We start from the raw sequence: 17,588 nt of genomic DNA, 5'->3' as shown, positions 1-17,588 counted from the left end.
GTATGGTTTGAAAATTACTCTTTAGACTTTATCCTTAGAAAATAAAAATTCCCTAAACTATTTAGAAAAAAATCTAAATAGTTCTTGTGTTTAGAATAGAAAGGTGTATAATGTTATTTAGAAAAACATCTAAATAGAAAGTGAAGTTACATATATGTCAAATAAGAGAACAATCCTTCTTTTTGTGGTCTTGGCTTATGCCCTTGCTTGGATAATATGGTTGGCACTATGGCTAAGTGGTGTTGGTCTAAATTCTCCATGGAGTCAACTTGCTAGTATTGTAGCCATGTGGATGCCTGCACTTGCAGTCTTTGTTTTAGGGAAAATCACGAATCAACCTAGTGGAATCAAATCTAAATTAGTCGTGAATCTCAAGAGGAACTGGCGCTTTTACTTACTAGCTATCTGGTTACCAGCAGTCATCAGTTTTTTAGGAGCGGGACTTTATTTTCTTGTATTTCCTAGCAATTTCAGCCTTGGTTTTGAATCTATTCAAGCCATCTTACAAGAAAAAGGTGTCTCTCAATCAGCCATTCCCTTATCTTCCTTGGTTTTGATTCAAATCCTAGCTAGTTTGACCTACGCTCCTTTTTTTAATAGTTTCTTTGCATTGGGGGAGGAAATTGGTTGGCGTGGCTATCTTTACCCAGTGCTAAGAGAACGCTTTTCACTAGTCCAGACTCATGTCTTACTTGCTCTCATTTGGAGTCTTTGGCATCTACCAATCAATTTGCAAGGCTATAATTATGGACTATCTTATTTTGCTTATCCTGTTTTGGGAGTTGTCGCCATGTTTCTATTTTGTTTTAGCCTAGGAATATTGTTGAGCTGGTTGTTGGAAAAGACAGGTTCTATCTGGGCTTCTGCCCTATTTCATGGGGCAATCAATGCAACTGCAGGTATTGGGTTACTCTTCCAATTACCAGGAGAAAAAGTTTCAAGCCTCTTGATTTTAGGCCCATCACCGACCGGAATGCTATCAGTTCTACCTTGCTTATTCCTAGCCCTACTAATATTACAAAGGGAAAGGAGTCATTATGAGTTTTGCAAATAGTTTTAAAGCCTTATCTCATCCAGTTAGGAGAGAGATTTTGAATTTACTCAAAACAGGTAGATTATCTGCAGGAGAAATTACCAGTTATTTCGAGTTGACAGGTGCAACGATTTCACACCATCTCACGATTTTGAAAGCAGCGGATTTGATTCATGAAATGAAAGAAAAAAACTTTATTTATTATGAGTTAAATACATCGGTTTTAGAGGATATAATGGTTTGGTTAGCAGAACTGAAAGGAGATCATTTTGATGAAGATAAAAATCAATAAGAAATTGGTGTTATTTACGAGCATTCTCATCCTACTACCTTCCCTTGTAGGTTGTGTTTTCTGGAATCAATTACCAGAGGAGATACCCACTCATTTTAATCTACTGGGTCAAGCAGATGGCTACAATCATAAAATGTCTGCTATCTTTGGATTACCGACTCTCATGCTTTTGATGCATTGGTTGCTTCTATTTTTAATGATTAAGGATCCTAAATCTAGCAATATCAGTTCAAAAATACAAGTTTTGATTTACTGGATTATACCTTTTGTATCTTGTCTATTAATGATTTCTATCTTCGGAGAATCTTTGGGTTATTCCACGATGAGTGGGCTACTAGCTCAGATTTTTATGGGAGTCGTGATGATCGTAATTGGAAATTATCTACCAAAAACACACCGAAATTATATAATCGGTATTCGACTACCGTGGACCTTGGAGAATGATGAAAACTGGAGAAAAACGCATCGTCTAGCTGGAAAAATTTGGGTATTAGGAGGATTGTTATTGTTTCTAAATTCCTTTGTGCAACTATATGTTTACTGGGTGTTTTTCTTGACACTTCTACTTGTGGTGTTGATGCCTGGTGTTTATTCATATCAATTATCAAAATCAGAATCTTGAAATAGCTACTGTAGTCATTAGTTAGAGAAGTTGGTCTGATAAGTCTATTTCCCCAACGTATGGCTTGAAAAATCACTCTCTTTCGTTTATAATTAAGAATGATTTTATGAAAGGGAGTGAAAATAAATGAAATTTTACTCATATGACTATGTACTTAGCCAAATCAGTCAGCAAAATGGCATCATGATTGGCTTTGGAATTGTTCTCCTAGCTATCACAGGATTTTTTGCTTTTAAAGCCTATCGAGATAAAAAGGGGACTAAGTTTCGGGAATTGGTCATGATTTTGGCCTTGACCTTGGTGGCCATGCTTTTGGTGACAATCTCAAAATACCAGACCAATCAAGCCTCTAACAACCAATTTCAAACCTCCCTTCATTTCATAGAGGTTGTTTCCAAAGACTTGGGAGTGGATAAATCAGAAGTTTATGTCAATACTTCTGCAGCCACTGATGGAGCGCTTGTCAAGGTAGGTCCAAATTTCTACCGCGCCATGAACGGGAGCCAACCAGACAAGTATCTTTTAGAGAAATTAGAATTGCATCAAACAGACGCTATTGAATTGGTGGAGGTAAACAAATGACACTCAATTATATGGAAATTTTAATCAAACTGGCCTTGGGGCTCTTCTCGCTTGTTTTTGTTATCAATGTGACAGGAAAGGGGAACCTAGCACCTAACTCTGCGACAGACCAAATTCAGAACTATGTTCTTGGTGGTATCATCGGTGGGGTGATTTACAATAGTTCTATCAGCATTCTCCAGTATGCAGTGATTTTGATGATGTGGACGATTTTGGTCTTGACCCTCAAGTGGCTCAATAACAATGTTCGTTTTGTCAAACGCTTGATTGATGGAAAACCAACTCTCCTTATCAAAAATGGGCAGATTGACCCAGAAGCCTGTCGTTCAGTTGGTTTGTCTGCAGCAGAAGTTGCTCTCAAACTTCGTAGCCAAGGGATTTTCCAGATGAAACAGGTCAAATGCGCTGTGCAGGAGCAAAATGGCCAACTCATCGTGGTCCAAATGGGGGATGAAAATCCTAAGTATCCAGTTGTGACTGACGGTGTGATCCAAGTCGATGTTTTGGAATCGATTGGCCGTAGCGAAGAGTGGCTGCTTGATAATCTAAGCAAACAAGGACATGACAATGTGGCCAATATCTTTATCGCTGAGTATGACAAGGGTGCCGTCACAGTTGTAACCTATGAATAAGAAAAACCTGGGGTCTTGGCCTCAGGTTTCCATTTGCAATCAGAAAGGGATTTTATGTCCATTATTCAAAAACTTTGGTGGTTTTTCAAGTTAGAAAAACGCCGTTATCTAGTCGGGATTGTGGCCTTGGTCTTGGTTTCCGTCCTCAATCTTATTCCACCTATGGTCATGGGGCGGGTCATTGATGCCATCACATCGGGGCAATTAACCCAGCAGGACCTCCTTCTTGACCTATTTTACTTGCTTCTTGCTGCCTTTGGGATGTACTATCTACGCTATGTTTGGCGTATGTATATTCTAGGGACTTCCTACCGTTTGGGACAGATTATGCGGTCTCGCTTGTTTGAGCATTTCACAAGAATGTCTCCAGCTTTTTATCAAACCTATCGGACGGGGGACTTGATGGCACACGCAACCAACGATATCAATGCCTTGACTCGTCTGGCAGGAGGCGGTGTTATGTCTGCGGTGGATGCTTCTATCACGGCTTTGGTGACCTTGCTGACCATGCTCTTTAGCATTTCGTGGCAAATGACCCTAGTTGCCATTTTACCCTTACCTTTCATGGCTTATGCGACCAGTCGTCTAGGGAGAAAGACCCACAAGGCTTTTGGCGAATCACAGGCTGCCTTTTCCGAACTTAATAATAAGGTACAGGAGTCTGTATCAGGTATTAAAGTGACCAAGTCTTTCGGTTATCAGGCAGATGAGTTGAAGTCCTTTCAGGAAGTCAATGAATTGACCTTCCAAAAGAACCTCCAAACCATGAAATACGATAGTCTCTTTGACCCCATGGTTCTCTTGTTTGTTGGTTCTTCCTATGTTTTAACCCTCTTGGTCGGCTCCTTGATGGTTCAGAAAGGGCAAATCACGGTTGGGAATCTGGTCACCTTTATCAGCTACTTGGATATGCTGGTTTGGCCTCTTATGGCTATTGGTTTCCTCTTTAATATCACTCAGCGAGGGAAGGTTTCCTATCAGCGGATTGAGGAACTTTTGTCTCAGGAATCACCTGTACAAGACCCTGAGTTTCCTTTAGATGGCATTGAAAACGGGCGCTTAGAGTATGCCATTGATAGCTTTGCATTTGAAAATGAGGAAACACTGACGGATATTCACTTTAGTTTAGAAAAAGGGCAAACCCTGGGCTTGGTTGGTCAGACAGGCTCTGGAAAAACGTCCTTGATTAAGCTTCTCTTGCGTGAATACAATGTGGATGAGGGAGCCATTTACCTGAATGGCCACGATATTCGTGACTATCGTCTGACAGACCTTCGCAGTCTTATGGGCTACGTCCCTCAGGACCAGTTTCTCTTTGCGACTTCTATCTTAGACAATATCCGCTTTGGCAATCCTAACTTGCTCCTTTCAGTGGTCGAGGAAGCGACTAAGCTAGCCCAAGTTTACCAAGACATTGTAGCCATGCCTCAGGGATTTGATACGTTGATTGGTGAAAAGGGAGTCAGTCTTTCTGGAGGTCAAAAGCAGCGTCTGGCCATGAGTCGGGCTATGATTTTAGACCCTGATATCTTGATTTTGGATGATTCTTTGTCGGCCGTGGATGCCAAGACAGAATATGCGATTATTGACAACCTTAAGGAGACGCGAAAGGACAAGACAACCATTATTACGGCTCATCGCCTGAGTGCAGTTGTCCATGCAGATTTGATTTTAGTTCTGCAAAATGGTCAAATTATCGAACGAGGCACACACGAAGACTTGCTAGCTTTGGATGGCTGGTATGCCCAAACCTACCAGTCTCAGCAGATGGAAATGAAAGGAGAAGAAGATGCAGAATAAGAAAGAACAATGGACTGTATTGAAGCGCTTGATGTCCTATCTCAAGCCTTACGGCCTCCTGACCTTTTTGGCACTCAGTTTTCTCCTAGCAACGACGGTCATTAAAAGTGTCATTCCCCTTGTGGCTTCCCACTTTATTGACCAGTATCTCAGCAATCTCAACCAATTCGCTGTGACCGTTTTGCTGGTCTACTATGGCCTTTATATCCTACAAACTCTGGTCCAGTATGTCGGTAATCTTCTCTTTGCGCGCGTGTCTTACAGTATTGTTAGGGATATTCGTCGGGATGCCTTTGCCAATATGGAAAAACTAGGCATGTCTTACTTTGACAAGACGCCAGCAGGCTCTATCGTCTCGCGTTTGACAAATGACACCGAGACCATCAGCGATATGTTTTCAGGGATTTTATCTAGCTTTATCTCAGCAGTTTTCATCTTTCTGACAACTCTTTATACCATGTTGGTATTGGATTTTCGTTTGACAGCATTAGTCTTGCTCTTTCTCCCCTTGATTTTCCTTTTGGTTAATCTCTATCGGAAAAAATCGGTGAAAATCATTGAGAAAACCAGAAGTCTCTTGTCAGATATCAATAGTAAGCTGGCAGAAAATATCGAAGGAATCAGAATAATCCAGGCCTTTAATCAAGAGAAGCGTCTGCAGGTGGAATTTGATGAGATCAACCAAGAACACTTGGTCTATGCCAACCGTTCTGTAGCCTTGGATGCCCTCTTTTTGCGCCCTGCCATGAGTTTGCTGAAACTCCTAGGATATGCTGTCTTGATGACCTATTTTGGCTATCGTGGACTTTATCTGGGAATAACAGCCGGAACCATGTATGCCTTTATCCAGTACATCAATCGTCTCTTTGATCCCTTGATTGAAGTGACGCAAAACTTTTCAACCCTTCAAACTTCTATGGTTTCTGCAGGTCGTGTTTTTGCCTTGATTGATGAGAGGACCTATGAACCTCTTCAAGAAAATGGTCAGGCTAAAGTCAAAGAAGGCAATATTCGATTTGAACATGTGTGCTTCTCATATGATGGAAAACATCCGATTCTGGATGATATTTCCTTCTCCGTTAATAAGGGTGAAACCATTGCCTTTGTGGGTCATACAGGTTCAGGGAAATCGTCTATTATCAATGTCCTTATTCGCTTTTATGAATTTCAATCAGGGCGAGTTCTCTTGGATGATGTGGATATTAGGGACTACAGTCAGGAAGAACTGAGAAAAAACATCGGTCTAGTCTTGCAGGATCCCTTCCTCTATCATGGAACCATCAAGTCCAACATCGCCATGTACCAAGAGATCAGTGATGAGCAGGTTCAGGCTGCGACAGCTTTCGTGGATGCAGATTCCTTTATTCAAGAACTTCCTCAGGGTTATGATTCCCCTGTTTCTGAGCGGGGTTCGAGCTTCTCTACTGGTCAGCGTCAGCTTCTTGCTTTTGCTAGAACAGTCGCCAGTCAGCCTAAAATTCTGATTTTGGATGAAGCGACAGCCAATATTGACTCTGAAACAGAAAGTTTGGTTCAAGCTTCTCTGGCTAAGATGAGACAGGGACGAACAACCATTGCCATTGCCCACCGCCTTTCTACTATCCAAGACGCCAACTGTATCTACGTATTGGACAAGGGGCGCATTATCGAGAGCGGAACCCATGAGGAACTCTTGGATCTGGGTGGAACCTACCACAAGATGTATAGCTTGCAGGCAGGGGCCATGGCCTAATACTCTTTGAAAATCTATTCAAGCCAGGTCAGCTTTATCTGCAACCTAAAAGCTGTACTTTGATTTTCATTGAGCATAAGAAGGAAATCCTTCAAATTACAGATTTCTTTCACCGCCTTTTCTATTTTGTGGTATAATGAAAAATGTTGACAAATAGTATAATAAAAACAAAGGAGAAACAGCATGCTGAAATGGGAAGACTTGCCCGTGGAAATGAAATCAAGCGAGGTTGAGTCTTACTACCAGCTTGTCTCTAAAAGGAAGGGTTCGCTGATTTTCAAGCGTTGTTTGGACTGGGTTTTGGCCTTGGTTGTACTGGTTCTGACCTCTCCCATCTTTCTCATTTTGAGCATTTGGATCAAGTTGGATAGCAAGGGGCCAGTGATTTACAAGCAAGAGCGCGTGACCCAGTACAATCGACCTTTCAAGATTTGGAAGTTCCGTACCATGGTGACGGATGCAGACAAAAAAGGAAGTTTGGTGACTTCTGCTAACGATAGTCGCATTACCAAGGTTGGCAATTTTATCCGCCGTGTGCGTTTGGACGAACTGCCTCAGTTGGTCAATGTCCTAAAAGGCGAAATGTCCTTTGTCGGTACACGACCTGAAGTACCGCGCTATACAGAGCAGTATAGCCCTGAAATGATGGCAACCTTGCTCTTACCAGCAGGGATTACCTCTCCAGCCAGCATCAACTACAAGGATGAGGACACTATTATCAGTCAAATGACGGAGAAAGGTCTGTCAGTTGACCAGGCCTATGTCGAACACGTCCTTCCTGAAAAGATGCGCTATAACCTCGACTATCTCCGAGAGTTTAGTTTCCTTGGAGACATCAAAATCATGTTTCAAACCGTGTTTGAAGTACTAAAATAAAGTAGTCATGAGAAAATGAGTACAGATAAAAGGAGCAAATCAATGCCAAATTACAATATTCCATTTTCACCACCCGATATTACGGAAGCAGAAATTGCTGAAGTAGCGGATACCCTGCGTTCTGGTTGGATTACAACAGGTCCTAAGACCAAAGAACTGGAGCGTCGCTTGTCTCAATATACACAGACGCCCAAGACTGTCTGTCTTAACTCTGCAACTGCCGCTCTTGAGTTGATTTTGCGTGTTTTGGAAGTGGGTCCTGGAGATGAAGTCATCGTTCCAGCTATGACTTATACAGCTTCATGTAGTGTCATCACTCACGTAGGAGCGACCCCTGTCATGGTGGATATTCAAGCAGATACGTTTGAGATGGACTATGACTTGCTGGAGCAAGCTATCACTGAAAAGACAAAGGTGATTATTCCAGTAGAGCTTGCGGGGATTGTTTGCGACTATGACCGTTTGTTCCAAGTTGTGGAGAAGAAACGTGATCTCTTTACTGCTTCAAGCAAGTGGCAAAAGGTCTTTAACCGTATTGTGATTGTTTCTGATAGTGCCCACGCTTTGGGGTCTACTTATAAAGGGCAACCAGCTGGTTCTATCGCGGACTTTACTTCCTTCTCATTCCATGCAGTTAAGAACTTTACAACTGCTGAGGGAGGAAGTGCCACTTGGAAAGCCAATCCAGCGATTGATGACGAAGAAATGTACAAGGAATTCCAAATTCTTTCCCTTCACGGGCAAACTAAGGATGCCCTTGCTAAGATGCAACTGGGCTCATGGGAATATGATATCGTCACACCAGCCTACAAGTGTAATATGACCGATATCATGGCGTCACTTGGTTTGGTACAATTGGACCGTTACCCAAGTTTGCTAGAACGTCGTAAGGAGATCGTGAACCGCTATGATCGTGGTTTTGCAGGTTCTCGTATCCATCCATTGGCACACAAGACTGAAACTGTCGAATCTTCACGCCATCTCTACATCACCCATGTAGAAGGAGCGAGCTTAGAAGAACGCAATCTTATCATCCAAGAATTGGCCAAAGCAGGAATTGCAAGTAACGTACACTACAAACCGCTTCCGCTCTTGACAGCCTATAAGAATCTTGGCTTTGACATGGCAAATTATCCCAAGGCCTATGCCTTCTTTGAAAATGAAATTACGCTCCCTCTTCACACTAAATTAAGCGATGAAGAAGTGGACTATATCATTGAGACTTTCAAAACAGTTTCTGAAAAAGTACTAGCTTCATCAAAAAAATTGTAAAAAAGTCTTGACAAAGAAAAAACAAAGTATTAAAATAAGTTCAACAAATCAGAAAAGTAACTATTTTTGATCTTCAGGGAGCCTGTGGTGATTGTGAACAGGTGGTTGAAAGTAGTGAAAGTGGGCTGATTTTAAAAATGAATTTGAAACAATGAAAATTCGGTGCGCACACCTTACAGTGCAACTTGTTGTTAGACAAGGCAGAGATGTAAAGGGATAGTCCCTTTATAATTGAGGTGGCACCGCGTTACCAACGCCCTCACACAGATTGTTTTCTGTGTGTGGGCTTTTTTCATATCTTGGAACCAATACAGAAAGAGGAAATTTTATGACAACTAAAGGTTATTTTGGACAATTTGGTGGTAGTTTTGTACCGGAGCCGATTCAGGCTTTGTTGGATGAGTTGGAAGTGACATTTGACAAGTACAAGGATGATCCAGAGTTTTTGGCAGAATTTCGTCATTACTTAAAGGACTATTCCGGTCGCGAAACACCACTCTATTTTGCGGAAAGTTTGACAGACCACCTAGGTGGCGCTAAGATTTATCTCAAGCGCGAAGACCTTAACCACCTTGGTTCTCACAAGCTCAACAACGTTTTAGGACAAATTCTTTTGGCTAAACGCATGGGCAAAAAACGAGTGATTGCGGAAACAGGAGCTGGTCAGCACGGTGTTGCGACAGCGGCGGCTGCAGCCAAGTTTGGTATGGCCTGTGATGTCTACATGGGGGCAGAAGATGTGGAACGCCAACGTCTCAATGTTTTCCGTATGGAGATGATGGGAGCAACTGTTCACGCAGTTGAAACAGGGACTCGTACCCTCAAAGATGCTGTTGATGCAGCCTTTGGAGCATGGATGAATGATTTGGAAGCCTTCTACGTTTTGGGATCTGCTGTGGGACCTCACCCATATCCTACAATTGTTCATGAGTTTCAAAAGGTCATCAGTGAAGAATCTCGCCGTCAAATCTTAGAAAAAGAAGGACGCTTACCAGACTATGTCATTGCTTGTGTAGGTGGTGGTTCCAATGCCATCGGTGCTTTTTCACAGTATGTGGCTGATGAAGGAGTCAAATTGGTTGGGGTCGAAGCTGCTGGTCATGGACTTGATACAGACAAGCACGCAGCTACTATGACAAAAGGAAGTATCGGAATTGTCGACGGCATGAAGACCTATGCAGTCTTTAAGGAAGATGGAGAGCTGGCTCCAGTTTACTCTATCTCAGCTGGATTGGACTATCCAGGGGTTGGTCCAGAACACGCCTACTTTAAAGATTCTGGCCGCGTAGAATATGTGGCAGCGACAGATGAAGAAGCGGTTCAGGCTCTCCTCCTTCTCAGCAAGACAGAAGGGATTATCCCAGCGATTGAAAGTTCGCACGCTATCGCAGAAGCAGTTAAACGTGCACCGAAACTAAGTAAAGACGACATTATCATCATCAATGTCTCTGGTCGTGGAGACAAGGATGTAGCTGCTATTGCAGACTACCTTGAAGCTAAAAAATAAGAGATGGAAAAATTACAGTCTTTTCTCTCACAGAGAGCTTGTGGTTGCTGGAAACAAGCAGAGAAAGCTGTAAGGTTGGGTCCATCTGAAACAAGAGAAGAAAACATAATTCTCAAGGGAGTGCCCTTTATCGCACAGCCTGTTACAGGAGGTTTCTGAGACAGGAATGAGAGATAGGAGAAATCCTATAATTGAGGTGGCACCGCGAATTTCGTCCTCACGCAAGTTATTTTGCGTGGGGATTTTTCATACAGTCACCACGGACTAGAAGTAGAACTGAAAGGGAAATTACAATGGAACGAATCATTCATGGAGATGTCTTATCACCAATCTTGGCTTATATGCGCCTAAAGGGGCAACACAAGGTTATTTTAGAGAGTATTCCGAGAGACAAGGAAACCGCTCGTTTTTCTATCTTAGCCTATAATCCAGTTTTTGAGATTAAGTTTGAAAATGGAGTTCTTTATCAAAATGGTCAAGTGATTGATCGGGATCCCTTGGATTTCCTTTATGAAGTGACTCATAAGAACCAGCACCATTCAGACCTACCTTTTGGTGGGGGAGCCATTGGATTTGTTGGCTACGATATGATTTCGCTTTATGAAGAAATTGGTCAAATTCCTGAAGATACAATTGGAACTCCAGACATGCATTTCTTTGTCTATGAGAGTTACATGGTCTTTGACCACAAGAAGGAAAAAATTCATGTCATCGAGGATGCTCTCTATAGTGAGCGTAGTCAAGAAGACTTGGAAAAAGCCTTAAACCAAGTGCTTGAGGAATTACGCATTCCTGCTACAAATGAATTTGAAGACTTGGATCTATCTCCGTTAGACTTCAAACCGCATATCGCTCCTCAAAAGTTTGAGCAAATGGTGGAAACCGCTCGTGACTTGATTCGTAATGGTGATATGTTTCAATGCGTACTCAGCCAGCGCTTCTCAGCAGAAGTTACTGGAAATCCATTTGACTTCTACAGAAATCTCCGCGTGACTAATCCTTCTAATTACCTTTATTTCTATGACTTTGGGGATTATCAAATCATCGGTGCCAGTCCAGAAAGTTTGGTTTCTGTCAAAAATGGCATCGTGACAACCAATCCGATTGCAGGGACACGACCAAGAGGCGCTACGGATGAAGAAGATAAGGATTTGGCGACAGACCTGCTTTCGGATGAGAAGGAAACAGCAGAGCATCGGATGTTAGTAGACTTGGGACGTAATGATATTGGTCGCATCTCTGAAACGGCCAGTGTCCAAGTCACTAAGTATATGGAAGTGGAGCTTTTCCGTTATGTCATGCATTTGACCAGTGTGGTCAAGGGGCGTTTGCTTCCAGAACTCACTGCCATGGATGCTTTGAAAGCAACACTTCCAGCTGGAACAGTTTCAGGAGCACCAAAGATTCGAGCGATGAGACGCATCTATGAACTGGAAACGGAAAAACGGGGCGTATACGCAGGAGCAATCGGCTACTTGTCTGCGACGGGTGATATGGACTTTGCCATTGCCATCCGAACGATGATTCTCAAAAATCAAACAGCCTATGTGCAGGCTGGGGCAGGGATTGTCTATGACTCCATCGCCCAAAACGAATACCAAGAAACCATTAACAAAGCAAAATCTATGACTAGAATTGGAGAACTAAGACCATGATTTTATTAATTGACAACTATGATTCTTTTACCTATAACTTGGCGCAATACATTGGGAATTTTGCAGAAGTGCAAGTCTTGAGAAATGATGATCCTAAACTATATGAAGAAGCTGAAAAAGCAGATGGTCTGGTCTTTTCTCCGGGTCCTGGTTGGCCAGTTGATGCTGGAAAGATGGAAGATATGATTCGTGACTTTGCAGGCAAGAAGCCAATTCTAGGGATTTGTTTGGGTCACCAAGCCATTGCAGAAGTCTTTGGTGGGAAGCTAGGCTTGGCTCCAAAAGTCATGCACGGGAAACAGAGCAATATCAGCTTTGAAGCGCCATCTGTTTTGTATCAAGGTATTGAGGATGGCCGTGCGGTCATGCGTTACCACAGTATTTTGATTGAAGAAATGCCAGAAGACTTTGAAGTGACAGCTCGTTCGACTGATGATCAGGCCATTATGGGAATTCAACACAAAACCCTTCCAATTTATGGCTTCCAGTACCATCCAGAGAGCATCGGAACACCAGATGGCTTGTCTTCTATTCGAAATTTTATCGAGAAGGTTGTAAAGTGAGGAAACTAGGATGAAAGAGATTATTGAAAAATTAGCAAAATTTGAAAATTTATCAAGTGTGGAAATGACGGACGTCATTGAGCGTATCGTAACTGGCCGTGTAACAGAGGCGCAGATTGCTTCTCTCCTCTTGGCCCTTAAGATGAAGGGGGAAACACCTGAGGAGCGCACAGCCATCGCCCAAGTCATGAGAGGACATGCCCAACATATTCCAACTGAAATTCATGATGCCATGGACAACTGTGGTACAGGAGGCGACAAGTCTTTCAGCTTTAACATCTCTACAACTGCAGCCTTTGTCTTGGCTGGTGGCGGTGTTCACATGGCCAAGCACGGTAACCGCTCGATTTCTTCTAAATCTGGCTCTGCAGATGTCCTCGAAGCCTTGGGTATCAATCTAGACCTCAAACCAGCTGAACTAGGTAAGGTATTTGATAAAACTGGAATCGTCTTTCTCTTTGCTAAAAATATGCACCCAGCTATGAAATACATCATGCCAGCTCGTTTGGAATTGGGAATTCCAACGATTATGAACTTGACTGGTCCACTGATTCATCCAATGGCTTTGGAAACACAGCTTCTTGGAATTAGTCGTCCAGAACTTCTAGAAAGTACAGCTCAGGTTTTGAAAAATATGGGTCGCAAGCGTGCCATCGTGGTTGCTGGACCAGAAGGACTGGATGAAGCTGGTTTGAATGGAACAACCAAGATTGCACTTCTTGAAAATGGCGAAATCACCTTGTCAAGCTTTACTCCAGAGGACTTGGGGATGGAAGGCTACGCTATCGAAGATATCCGTGGTGGGAATGCTCAGGAAAATGCAGAAATTTTGCTCAGCGTTCTTAAAAATGAACCAAGTCCATTCTTGGAAACTACAGTTTTAAATGCTGGTCTTGGTTTCTATGCCAATGGTAAGGTTGATAGCATTAAGGAAGGAGTTGCCTTAGCTCGTCAAGTCATTGCTAGTGGCAAGGCCCTTGAAAAACTCAGACTGTTACAGGAGTATCAAAAATGAGTCAGGAATTTTTAGCACGAATTTTGGAGCAGAAGGCACGTGAGGTCGAGCAGATGGAGCTGGAGAAAATTCAGCCCCTGCGCCAGACCTATCGCTTGGCTGACTATCTAAAACAACACCAAGACCGTTTACAGGTAATCGCAGAAGTCAAGAAGGCTAGCCCTAGTTTGGGAGATATCAATCTCGATGTGGATATTGTGCAACAGGCCCAGACTTATGAAGAAAACGGCGCAGTGATGATTTCTGTTCTGACAGATGAAGTTTTCTTTAAAGGTCATTTGGATTATCTACGGGAGATTTCCAGTCAGGTACAGATTCCAACGCTCAACAAGGACTTTATCATCGATGAAAAGCAAATCATCCGAGCTCGCAATGCAGGTGCAACAGTCATCCTGCTCATTGTGGCAGCCTTGTCCGAAGAACGTCTTAAGGAACTGTATGACTATGCGACAGAGCTTGGTCTGGAAGTCTTGGTGGAAACTCACAATCTAGCTGAACTAGAGGTAGCTCACCGCCTTGGAGCTCAAATTATCGGTGTCAACAATCGCAACTTGACTACCTTTGAGGTCGACTTGCAGACCAGTGTAGATTTGGCCCAGCACTTTGAGGAAGGTCGTTATTACATTTCTGAATCTGCCATTTTCACAGGGCAGGATGCGGAACGAGTAGCACCATCCTTTAATGGAATTTTAGTTGGGACAGCTCTTATGCAGGCAGAAGATGTAGCCCAGAGAATCAAGGAGTTGCAGATTGACAAAGGTTAAAATTTGCGGATTATCTACCAAAGAAGCGGTGGAAACAGCTGTTTCAGCAGGAGCAGACTACATCGGTTTTGTCTTCGCACCTAGTAAAAGACAGGTGACCTTGGATCAGGCTACTGAGCTGGCAAAGCCCATTCCTGCTAATGTTAAGAAGGTTGGCGTATTTGTTTCACCAAGTCGGGCAGAATTGCTAGAAGCGATTGAAAAAGTTGGCTTGGACTTGGTTCAAGTTCACAGTCAGGTGGCAGATGATTTGTTTGAGAATTTGCCTTGTGCCAGTATTCAGGCTGTGCAGGTAGATGGAGAGGGTCATGTACCCAATTCTCAGGCAGATTATCTCCTCTTTGATGCCCCTGTGGCTGGGAGTGGCCAGACCTTTGATTGGGGTCAACTGAATACGATTGGACTAACTCAGCCTTTCTTTATCGCAGGTGGGCTTAATGAAGACAATGTCGTAAAAGCAATTCAACATTTTACTCCCTATGCAGTCGATGTATCGAGCGGAGTGGAGACAGATGGACAAAAAGATCAGGAAAAGATTAGAAGATTTATAGAGAGGGTAAAGAATGGCATATCAAGAACCAAATAAAGATGGATTTTACGGAAAATTCGGTGGACGTTTTGTCCCAGAAACATTGATGACAGCAGTTTTGGAGTTGGAAAAGGCTTATCGTGAAAGTCAGGCAGACCCAAGTTTCCAAGAGGAATTAAACCAACTTTTGCGCCAGTATGTGGGGCGTGAAACTCCTCTTTACTACGCAAAAAACTTGACCCAGCATATCGGCGGAGCCAAGATTTATCTTAAACGTGAAGACCTTAACCATACAGGGGCCCACAAGATTAACAATGCCTTGGGACAAGTTCTTCTGGCTAAACGCATGGGCAAAAAGAAAATTATCGCTGAAACAGGTGCTGGTCAGCATGGTGTAGCAACTGCAACAGCTGCAGCCCTCTTTAACATGGAATGTACCATCTTTATGGGTGAAGAAGATGTCAAACGCCAAGCCCTCAATGTGTTCCGTATGGAACTTTTGGGAGCCAAGGTCGAGGCTGTAACAGATGGTTCGCGCGTGCTCAAGGACGCAGTCAATGCGGCCCTTCGTTCATGGGTAGCTAATATCGATGATACCCACTATATCCTTGGTTCTGCTTTGGGACCTCATCCCTTCCCAGAAATTGTTCGTGATTTCCAAAGTGTCATTGGTCGAGAAGCTAAACAACAGTATCGCGATATGACAGGTCAAGATCTGCCAGATGCCCTAGTAGCCTGTGTTGGTGGCGGTTCTAATGCTATCGGGCTCTTCCATCCGTTTGTAGAAGATGAGACAGTAGCCATGTATGGGGCTGAAGCAGCTGGACTTGGTGTGGATACGAAGCACCATGCAGCTACCTTGACCAAGGGTCGTCCGGGTGTTCTTCACGGTTCCCTCATGGATGTGCTCCAAGATGCCCATGGTCAAATTCTTGAAGCCTTCTCGATCTCAGCAGGTTTGGACTATCCTGGTATCGGTCCAGAACATTCTCACTATCACGATATCAAACGTGCCAGCTATGTTCCTGTGACAGACGAGGAAGCCTTGGAGGGATTCCAACTCTTGTCTCGTGTGGAAGGGATTATCCCAGCCTTGGAATCTAGCCATGCTATCGCTTTTGCAGTGAAATTGGCCAAAGAACTTGGACCAGACAAATCTATGATAGTCTGCCTATCGGGTCGTGGGGACAAGGATGTGGTTCAAGTCAAGGACCGCTTGGAAGCAGATGCAGCAAAGAAGGGAGAAGCTCATGCCTAAGACACTAACAGAAAAATTGAACGCTATTAAAGCAGCTGGAAAAGGAATTTTCGTTCCCTATATCATGGCTGGAGACCACGAGAAAGGTTTGAATGGACTAGGTGAAACAATCCACTTTTTAGAAGATTTGGGTGTCTCTGCAATTGAAGTGGGCATTCCCTTTTCAGATCCTGTTGCAGATGGACCTGTTATCGAAGAAGCGGGCTTGCGCAGTCAAGCCCATGGAACTTCTACTCAGGCTTTGGTTGAAACCTTGAAAACCATTGAAACAGAGGTGCCACTGGTCATTATGACCTACTTCAATCCCCTCTTTCAGTATGGTGTGGAGAACTTTGTCAAAGACTTGGCAGATACAGCGGTTAAGGGCTTGATTATCCCAGACCTACCCCATGAGCATGCTAATTTTGTAGAGCCATTTTTGGCAGATACAGACATGGCTTTGATTCCTTTAGTTAGTTTGACGACAGGGATCGAGCGCCAGAAAGAGTTGATTAAAGGGGCAGAAGGCTTTGTCTATGCCGTTGCTATCAATGGGGTGACAGGGAAATCAGGCAATTACCGTGCAGACTTGGACAAGCACTTGGCACAATTGCATCAAGTGGCCGAAATTCCAGTATTGACAGGATTTGGCGTATCTAGTCAAGCTGATGTAGAACGTTTCAATGCGGTATCGGATGGCGTTATCGTTGGTTCGAAAATTGTAAAAGCTCTCCACCAAGGAGAGCCGATTGAGGACTTTATCAAACAAGCAGTAGCTTACCAAAAATAATCACGCAAGCAGCGAGCAAGAGGAAAGGCACGAAAGGAAGTCTTTCCTTTTTCTTTTGGAGGAGAAAGGCCAGGATACCTATCGCCGAAGCAAACTGAATCAATATTAGCAACTCTGTCACACTAAAGACAAGTGCACAAGATGATAGGAAAAGAAAATCTCCTGCGCCCATGCGAATATCGATAAAATGAGCCAAAATTCCAAGGATAAGGAAGAAGATCATGACCAGATTCCAGCCAGAGCAGGACATTAGAAACAGATGAAAGACAATCCAGACCAGTAAGGGATATTCCTGATGGCGCAAGTCGTAGATGCCCAAGGTCAAACCAGCAGTGATTAGGATAACTTGTCCCAAGGAAAGTGATCCCCAAGAGTAAACCAGAAAGAGGAGACCTAAGCCTAGTTCAAAGAGGGCATACCAGAAAGGATAAGGAGCCTTGCAGTAGCGACAGCGAAAGCAATTGAGCACCTGCGAGAGAATTGGAATCAAATCTAAGGGACGCAAGCGAGTCTGACAGGAATCGCAGTGACTATCAGGACTGATAATGGATTTCTCTGGGAAACGGTCAATGACCAAACCAAGAAAGGAAGCGAGAATGCTCCCGACAAGAAAAAAATAAATATCAATCATACTTATCTATTCGTAAAAAATTGGAGAAGTAGTATAATGGAGAAACATAAACAAGA

The 17,588-nt window shown here is 43.3% G+C and carries 18 protein-coding genes and 2 other annotated features; of the genes, 17 read left to right on the top strand and 1 reads right to left on the bottom strand.

The window, feature by feature from the left end; genetic code table 11:
* The first annotated feature begins 154 nt into the window (after positions 1 to 154).
* The 17 genes from B7692_RS06905 to trpA all read left to right on the top strand — a co-directional run bounded on the left by B7692_RS06905 (position 155) and on the right by trpA (position 16,901).
* The gene (locus B7692_RS06905; RefSeq protein ID WP_084930296.1) at positions 155 to 1,054 is read left to right on the top strand and encodes a CPBP family intramembrane glutamic endopeptidase; all 900 of its coding nucleotides are present in this window, start codon (positions 155 to 157) and stop codon (positions 1,052 to 1,054) included.
* Entirely contained in the window at positions 1,038 to 1,325 is a 288-nt protein-coding gene (locus tag B7692_RS06900) for an autorepressor SdpR family transcription factor (protein ID WP_084930295.1), read from the top strand. The genes B7692_RS06905 and B7692_RS06900 overlap by 17 nt, the downstream gene beginning before the upstream one ends.
* A complete protein-coding gene (locus B7692_RS06895) occupies positions 1,306 to 1,947 on the top strand; it encodes an SdpI family protein (protein WP_084930294.1) in 642 nt (213 codons plus the stop codon). The genes B7692_RS06900 and B7692_RS06895 overlap by 20 nt, the downstream gene beginning before the upstream one ends.
* Before the next feature lie 126 nt (positions 1,948 to 2,073).
* Complete coding sequence (locus B7692_RS06890; RefSeq protein ID WP_000675331.1) at positions 2,074 to 2,529, top strand: DUF3290 family protein; 456 nt, start codon at positions 2,074 to 2,076, stop codon at positions 2,527 to 2,529.
* A complete protein-coding gene (locus B7692_RS06885) occupies positions 2,526 to 3,161 on the top strand; it encodes a DUF421 domain-containing protein (RefSeq protein ID WP_000174451.1) in 636 nt (211 codons plus the stop codon). The genes B7692_RS06890 and B7692_RS06885 overlap by 4 nt, the downstream gene beginning before the upstream one ends.
* A gap of 54 nt (positions 3,162 to 3,215) precedes the next feature.
* Entirely contained in the window at positions 3,216 to 4,961 is a 1,746-nt protein-coding gene (locus B7692_RS06880; RefSeq protein WP_084930293.1) for an ABC transporter ATP-binding protein, read from the top strand.
* Entirely contained in the window at positions 4,951 to 6,693 is a 1,743-nt protein-coding gene (locus B7692_RS06875; protein ID WP_084930292.1) for an ABC transporter ATP-binding protein, read from the top strand. Before B7692_RS06880 ends, B7692_RS06875 begins: the two co-directional genes overlap by 11 nt.
* 183 nt (positions 6,694 to 6,876) lie before the next feature.
* Complete coding sequence (locus B7692_RS06870) at positions 6,877 to 7,569, top strand: sugar transferase (RefSeq protein ID WP_084930291.1); 693 nt, start codon at positions 6,877 to 6,879, stop codon at positions 7,567 to 7,569.
* A gap of 42 nt (positions 7,570 to 7,611) precedes the next feature.
* Positions 7,612 to 8,841, top strand: coding sequence for a DegT/DnrJ/EryC1/StrS family aminotransferase (locus tag B7692_RS06865; RefSeq protein ID WP_084930290.1), 1,230 nt, complete (start codon positions 7,612 to 7,614; stop codon positions 8,839 to 8,841).
* A gap of 40 nt (positions 8,842 to 8,881) precedes the next feature.
* Positions 8,882 to 9,105 (top strand) — a binding site (T-box leader).
* A gap of 64 nt (positions 9,106 to 9,169) precedes the next feature.
* On the top strand, positions 9,170 to 10,348 hold the full coding sequence (trpB, locus tag B7692_RS06860) for a tryptophan synthase subunit beta (protein WP_084930289.1): 1,179 nt from the start codon (positions 9,170 to 9,172) through the stop codon (positions 10,346 to 10,348).
* Positions 10,345 to 10,570 (top strand) — a binding site (T-box leader). Its footprint overlaps the gene before it by 4 nt.
* Before the next feature lie 71 nt (positions 10,571 to 10,641).
* Complete coding sequence (trpE, locus tag B7692_RS06855; protein ID WP_084930288.1) at positions 10,642 to 12,003, top strand: anthranilate synthase component I; 1,362 nt, start codon at positions 10,642 to 10,644, stop codon at positions 12,001 to 12,003.
* Positions 12,000 to 12,566, top strand: coding sequence for an aminodeoxychorismate/anthranilate synthase component II (locus tag B7692_RS06850; protein WP_084890039.1), 567 nt, complete (start codon positions 12,000 to 12,002; stop codon positions 12,564 to 12,566). The genes trpE and B7692_RS06850 overlap by 4 nt, the downstream gene beginning before the upstream one ends.
* A 10-nt stretch (positions 12,567 to 12,576) precedes the next feature.
* Positions 12,577 to 13,581, top strand: a complete 1,005-nt coding sequence (gene trpD, locus B7692_RS06845; RefSeq protein ID WP_084930287.1) for an anthranilate phosphoribosyltransferase — start codon at positions 12,577 to 12,579, stop codon at positions 13,579 to 13,581.
* On the top strand, positions 13,578 to 14,345 hold the full coding sequence (trpC, locus tag B7692_RS06840; RefSeq protein WP_084930286.1) for an indole-3-glycerol phosphate synthase TrpC: 768 nt from the start codon (positions 13,578 to 13,580) through the stop codon (positions 14,343 to 14,345). The genes trpD and trpC overlap by 4 nt, the downstream gene beginning before the upstream one ends.
* Positions 14,332 to 14,931 (top strand): phosphoribosylanthranilate isomerase, encoded by a 600-nt coding sequence (locus B7692_RS06835; RefSeq protein ID WP_020901643.1) that lies wholly within the window; start codon positions 14,332 to 14,334, stop codon positions 14,929 to 14,931. Before trpC ends, B7692_RS06835 begins: the two co-directional genes overlap by 14 nt.
* Positions 14,909 to 16,132 carry a tryptophan synthase subunit beta gene (trpB, locus tag B7692_RS06830; RefSeq protein WP_084930285.1) on the top strand — a complete coding sequence of 408 codons (1,224 nt, stop codon included), beginning with the start codon at positions 14,909 to 14,911 and terminating at the stop codon, positions 16,130 to 16,132. The genes B7692_RS06835 and trpB (B7692_RS06830) overlap by 23 nt, the downstream gene beginning before the upstream one ends.
* Positions 16,125 to 16,901, top strand: coding sequence for a tryptophan synthase subunit alpha (gene trpA / locus B7692_RS06825; RefSeq protein ID WP_084930284.1), 777 nt, complete (start codon positions 16,125 to 16,127; stop codon positions 16,899 to 16,901). Before trpB (B7692_RS06830) ends, trpA begins: the two co-directional genes overlap by 8 nt.
* Here the strand turns inward: trpA and B7692_RS06820 are convergent.
* Positions 16,873 to 17,532, bottom strand: coding sequence for a prepilin peptidase (locus B7692_RS06820; protein ID WP_084930283.1), 660 nt, complete (start codon positions 17,530 to 17,532; stop codon positions 16,873 to 16,875). The genes trpA and B7692_RS06820 overlap by 29 nt on opposite strands.
* Positions 17,533 to 17,588 lie beyond the last annotated feature (56 nt).

The sequence above is a fragment of the Streptococcus mitis genome (genome assembly GCF_002096925.1).
Taxonomy (GTDB): domain Bacteria; phylum Bacillota; class Bacilli; order Lactobacillales; family Streptococcaceae; genus Streptococcus; species Streptococcus mitis_AF.
Note: the sequence above shows the minus strand (reverse complement) of the source record. Positions and strands in the feature narration are given on the sequence as shown.

Excerpts from the sequence above, each read along its gene's own strand:
- B7692_RS06895 (WP_084930294.1), top strand. The coding sequence starts at position 1,306 with ATGAAGATAAAAATCAATAAGAAATTGGTGTTATTTACGAGCATTCTC.
- B7692_RS06870 (WP_084930291.1), top strand. The coding sequence starts at position 6,877 with ATGCTGAAATGGGAAGACTTGCCCGTGGAAATGAAATCAAGCGAGGTT.
- B7692_RS06890 (WP_000675331.1), top strand. The coding sequence starts at position 2,074 with ATGAAATTTTACTCATATGACTATGTACTTAGCCAAATCAGTCAGCAA.
- B7692_RS06900 (WP_084930295.1), top strand. The coding sequence starts at position 1,038 with ATGAGTTTTGCAAATAGTTTTAAAGCCTTATCTCATCCAGTTAGGAGA.
- B7692_RS06875 (WP_084930292.1), top strand. The coding sequence starts at position 4,951 with ATGCAGAATAAGAAAGAACAATGGACTGTATTGAAGCGCTTGATGTCC.
- B7692_RS06850 (WP_084890039.1), top strand. The coding sequence starts at position 12,000 with ATGATTTTATTAATTGACAACTATGATTCTTTTACCTATAACTTGGCG.
- trpC (WP_084930286.1), top strand. The coding sequence starts at position 13,578 with ATGAGTCAGGAATTTTTAGCACGAATTTTGGAGCAGAAGGCACGTGAG.
- trpA (WP_084930284.1), top strand. The coding sequence starts at position 16,125 with ATGCCTAAGACACTAACAGAAAAATTGAACGCTATTAAAGCAGCTGGA.
- B7692_RS06885 (WP_000174451.1), top strand. The coding sequence starts at position 2,526 with ATGACACTCAATTATATGGAAATTTTAATCAAACTGGCCTTGGGGCTC.
- trpB (WP_084930285.1), top strand. The coding sequence starts at position 14,909 with ATGGCATATCAAGAACCAAATAAAGATGGATTTTACGGAAAATTCGGT.
- B7692_RS06905 (WP_084930296.1), top strand. The coding sequence starts at position 155 with ATGTCAAATAAGAGAACAATCCTTCTTTTTGTGGTCTTGGCTTATGCC.
- B7692_RS06865 (WP_084930290.1), top strand. The coding sequence starts at position 7,612 with ATGCCAAATTACAATATTCCATTTTCACCACCCGATATTACGGAAGCA.
- trpB (WP_084930289.1), top strand. The coding sequence starts at position 9,170 with ATGACAACTAAAGGTTATTTTGGACAATTTGGTGGTAGTTTTGTACCG.
- trpD (WP_084930287.1), top strand. The coding sequence starts at position 12,577 with ATGAAAGAGATTATTGAAAAATTAGCAAAATTTGAAAATTTATCAAGT.
- trpE (WP_084930288.1), top strand. The coding sequence starts at position 10,642 with ATGGAACGAATCATTCATGGAGATGTCTTATCACCAATCTTGGCTTAT.
- B7692_RS06820 (WP_084930283.1), bottom strand. The coding sequence starts at position 17,532 with ATGATTGATATTTATTTTTTTCTTGTCGGGAGCATTCTCGCTTCCTTT.
- B7692_RS06880 (WP_084930293.1), top strand. The coding sequence starts at position 3,216 with ATGTCCATTATTCAAAAACTTTGGTGGTTTTTCAAGTTAGAAAAACGC.